Origin of the sequence: Humibacter sp. (assembly GCF_051954055.1) — a bacterium.
Lineage (GTDB): Bacteria > Actinomycetota > Actinomycetes > Actinomycetales > Microbacteriaceae > Humibacter.
On the sequence record NZ_JBQCIE010000002.1, the window covers coordinates 1 to 4,270 of the forward strand.

Here is a 4,270-nt window from a genome sequence, read left to right on the forward strand (position 1 = left end):
AGCGACGCTTGAAAAGTAGGCCACCCAGACAGATTGGATGGGTGATCTCCTTGGAGGATTGGGCGTTGATCAGGCGGCTGGTCGCGGAAGGTGTTCCGCAGCGCCAGGTCGCACGAGAGCTGGGCATCGCACGGAAGACGGTGGCGGCAGCGGTGGCGTCTGAGCGGCCGCCGAAGTACGAGCGCACGGCGGGGCCGACGTCGTTCACGCCGTTCGAGGCGCGGGTGCGGGCACTGCTTGCGGAGCACCCGGAGATGCCGGCCACGGTGATCGCCGAGCGGGTGGAGTGGTCGGGCTCGATCACCTGGTTCCGTCAGAACGTGCAGCGGCTGCGGCCCGAGCACCGGCCGGTCGATCCAGCGGATCGGCTTTCGTGGGCGCCGGGCGATGCGGCGCAGTGCGATCTGTGGTTCCCGCCGCAGCGCATCCCATTGGAGGACGGGTCGGCGGCGCTGCTGCCGGTGCTGGTGATCGTCGCGGCGCACTCGCGGTTCCTCACTGCGCGGATGATCCCGTCGCGTAAGACCGAGGACCTGCTGCTGGGGTCGTGGGAGCTGATCAGGCAGCTGGGCCGGGTGCCGCGCCGGCTGATCTGGGACAACGAGTCCGGCATCGGGCAGCGCGGGCGCCTGGCGGATGGGGTCTCCTCGTTCGCCGGGACGCTGGCTGCGAAGATCGTGCAGCTGAAGCCCTACGATCCGGAGTCCAAGGGCATCGTGGAGCGGCACAACGGGTTCTTCGAGACCTCGTTCATGCCCGGCCGCACGTTCGCTTCGCCGCAGGATTTCAACGCGCAGCTGGCCGAGTGGCTCGAGAAGGCGAACGCGCGACTGGTGCGCACCATAAAGGCACGGCCGGTGGATCTGATCGAGCACGACCGGACAAGGATGCTGCCGCTGCCGCCGATCCCTTTGCAGCTCGGCTGGAGGGAGCGGGTGAGGCTGGGCCGGGACTACTACGTGCGCCTGGACTCCAGCGACTACTCGGTCGATCCGCACGCGATCGGGCGGATGGTCGATGTGGCAGCTGATCTCGAACGCGTGCGGGTGCGGCTCGAGGGTCGGATCATCGCCGATCACGCCCGAGTGTGGGCGCGCGGGATGACGATCGCCGATCCGGCGCATGTGGAGACCGCGAAGCTCCTGCGCACGCAGTTCCAGCAGCCCAAGCCCGCGCCCGGCGATGACCTCGCCCGGGATCTGGCCGACTACGACCGGGCCTTCGGGCTCACCGGCGAGGTGGCCTGATGAGCGGCAAGCCGACCGAGGCGATCAAGCAGATCACATACCTCTCCGCGGCGCTGAAAGCACCCCGGATCACCGAGGCCGCCTCCCGGCTGGCCGACCAGGCCCGCGATGCCAGCTGGTCGTTCGAGGACTACCTCGCCGCGGTCCTCGAGCGGGAAGTCTCCGCCCGCAACGCCTCCGGCGCCGAGCTGCGCATCCGCGCTGCCGCCTTCCCTGCCCGCAAGACGCTCGAGGACTTCGACTGGGACGCCCAGCCCGCAAGCCGCCAGCAAGTCGCAGCCCTCGCCTCCGGCGGGTTCCTCACCGAAGCGCGCAACGTCGTGCTCCTCGGGCCGCCCGGAACCGGCAAGACCCACCTGGCCACCGGCCTCGGGATCGTCGCAGCCCGGCACGGGCACCGGGTCCTGTTCGCTACCGCCACCGACTGGGTCACACGGCTCACAGATGCGCACCGGCAGGGCCGGCTCCCGCAAGAGCTCGCCCGGCTGAAGCGCTACGGGCTGATCATCGTGGACGAGGTCGGCTATCTGCCCTTCGAGCAGGACGCCGCGAACCTGTTCTTCCAGCTGGTCTCATCCCGCTACGAGCACGCCTCGCTGATCCTCACCTCGAACCTGCCGTTCTCCGGCTGGGGAGGCGTGTTCGGCGACCAAGCCGTAGCCGCCGCGATGATCGACCGCATCGTGCACCACGCCGACGTCCTGACTCTGAAGGGCGCCAGCTACCGGCTGCGCGGACGCGGGATCGACAGTCTCCCGAGCATCAAAACCCAAGACACGGCAGACTGAACACGACGAATCAGTGGCCTACTTTTCGACCGTCACATCGGCCTACTTTTCAGACGTCGTCGACAACCCCTCCACTCCCTTCGCTCTCTCCGCCGGAAGGCAATCAAAAACGATCGGCAATCGATCAAGGGGAGAGGGAGTAATGAGAGCGGAATTGGTGGACTTGGTCACGAAGGAGGGCACCCGCACGGTGGTGCTGCTCTCCACCGACCTACAGGTCCTCACAAGCGAAGAGAAGGCCAGAGGCGTGGAGCTTGCGCTCTGGCTGGTCGACGAGGGGTGGACCCTCACGACGACGACGAACTCGCCGCTGGCCGAGGTCGTTCGGCGTGGAGCGAAGGCGTTGTGTGGCACCTCCGTCAACCTGCCCGACGACGCGGCTGCGGGAGTCACGGCGACGAGGCGTCGGCTCCCGCCAACGTCTCGTTTCCTTGGGGCGCTGTCATGAGCGCGAGGACCGCAGAGCCGAACGAGCGGCCGTTCACGACAGTGGCGATGGATCACAACACGGCTGCGGAGGCCCTCGGGCTAAGCCCCACTCGGCTGCGTCAGCATGTGCGCCTGGGTGACGTGACGCCGCACTTCTCTGGAACGAAGCCGCTGTATTTGGTGTCGGAGCTGGAGCGGTTCGTTGAAACGTTACCGACGAGGCCGGAGCACCTGCCGCATCCGTGAATGCTCGGGCCGAGCTGCCGGCGGGCTCAACGCAATGCCCGGGTCTGCCGGTAGCTTGCCCCTAGCTCCGAAGCCATTCCGCGAGGGCGTCGACGGCGCGGCGGCCTTCGGTGGTAAGAGCGTGCCGGTAGGGATCGGATGCTTGCTCGGAGTTGTGGCCGCTGACTCCGGCGTACGCGGCGTGCGGGATGCCAGCATGCTCAGACAAGGTCGTGTAGGAGTGCCGCAGCCAGTGCGTGCTCGCGTCGGGCCGGTCAATTCCTGCCCGCAACAGTGCCGCCCGTAGTGCTGCGTTGTCCTCGGAGTTCGTGATCGGCACACCGTCGGGTCGATGCCACACCAGACCGTGAGGGTTCGTGCCGTCAGTGGCAAGATGTGCCCGGAGCTGGTCGACTACTTCAGGCCGTAGCGGGACTTCGCGGGCGATGTGGTTTTTCGGCCGTACCAAGACGTGCCGGCCCTGCAACCGTATGAACTCCAAATCGGCGGCAAGGTCGAACTCCCGTAGCGGGCAGGTGCCCGCGCTCTTGCGACCACACGGGTACGCGAGACGGCCCTTCTCGTCCCTTCTTCCCGTTGGGGTACCGCATCCATGTCGGAACACTGCATCGGTGCGTTCCCAGCTCACCCACGCGCAAGCCTTTTCGAAGTCCAGCTCTTCGATCCGTAATCCGAGCGCTTCTCCAGAGCGCATCCCGGTGAGCAGGCTCAATGTCCACCGCGGATCCTCTAGCTCGAGCAGGGCCCGGGCTTCTTCGCGAGTCAGGGATCCTCTCGCTTTGCCCGCCTTGGTCCGCTTCGGCGGCACCAGCGACGCGACGTTCTCGCTGATCATCCGCTCCCTGCGGCACCACTCCAAGACGGACACCGCCACTCGGTGCGCTGCCGCGACATTCGCGTCGCCGCCACCGCGGGCACGGATCGTCGCATGCATCCGCCGGATATCCCCCGGCGTAAGGTCCGCGGTGACCTTTCGTCCGAGAGCAGGGTTCACGTTCATCCGCAATTGCGAGCGATAGTTGCTGAACGTCTTCGGCCGGCTGGATTGGGCGACTTCCTCCAGCCATGCCGCGGCGGCGTCCTCGAACCGAGTTGCCCGGTCCAGTACCCGGCCCAGGCTGTCTCGCTCCCGCTTCATCCGTGCGAGCTTTGCTTGCACTTCCGACTTCGTCTTCCCCTGCACCGCACGCTGCTTGCGCCGGCCATCCTCGGTAAATCCGACGTCGATCACGCCCCGCCACACGGGGCGCCCCTGATGCGTCGTCTCGTACAACGCCCCGTCACCATGCGAACGCGATTTGGGCACGAGTAGAGAGTCTCACATCTATACACATTGGTATACACATCACTGTGTCGCGGTGTGTCGGGTGGATACTAAGAACCCATGACTTCATGGGGAAGTACGAAGCTATTGAGAACCCAGAAATCCTACTTTCGCCAATTTGCAAGCAGGAAGTCAGGAGTTCGATTCTCCTAGGCTCCACACCTGTAGTCGTTCATGCAGCTTCCGCCACAACGGTTCGTGCAACCCCTGTCCGACGGGGCGGTCGACGTGTCGAC

Annotated in this window: 4 protein-coding genes; 3 read left to right on the top strand and 1 reads right to left on the bottom strand. The window is 66.2% G+C overall.

Annotated features, from left to right (window positions below; translation table 11 throughout):
* Window positions 1-41 precede the first annotated feature (41 nt).
* The 3 genes from istA (at window position 42) to ACTHNC_RS00150 (ending at window position 2,483) form a co-directional block, all read left to right on the top strand.
* Window positions 42-1,247: an IS21 family transposase gene (gene istA, locus ACTHNC_RS00140; RefSeq protein ID WP_440292555.1), complete on the top strand. Its 1,206-nt coding sequence runs from the start codon at window positions 42-44 to the stop codon at window positions 1,245-1,247.
* Window positions 1,247-2,035 carry an IS21-like element helper ATPase IstB gene (gene istB / locus ACTHNC_RS00145; RefSeq protein WP_440292556.1) on the top strand — a complete coding sequence of 263 codons (789 nt, stop codon included), beginning with the start codon at window positions 1,247-1,249 and terminating at the stop codon, window positions 2,033-2,035. Before istA ends, istB begins: the two co-directional genes overlap by 1 nt.
* Before the next feature lie 142 nt (window positions 2,036-2,177).
* Window positions 2,178-2,483: a hypothetical protein gene (locus ACTHNC_RS00150; RefSeq protein ID WP_440292557.1), complete on the top strand. Its 306-nt coding sequence runs from the start codon at window positions 2,178-2,180 to the stop codon at window positions 2,481-2,483.
* A 288-nt stretch (window positions 2,484-2,771) separates the two neighbouring features.
* On the opposite strand, the gene ACTHNC_RS00155 is transcribed toward ACTHNC_RS00150, so the two are convergent.
* The gene (locus ACTHNC_RS00155) at window positions 2,772-3,941 is read right to left on the bottom strand and encodes a tyrosine-type recombinase/integrase (protein ID WP_440292558.1); all 1,170 of its coding nucleotides are present in this window, start codon (window positions 3,939-3,941) and stop codon (window positions 2,772-2,774) included.
* Window positions 3,942-4,270 lie beyond the last annotated feature (329 nt).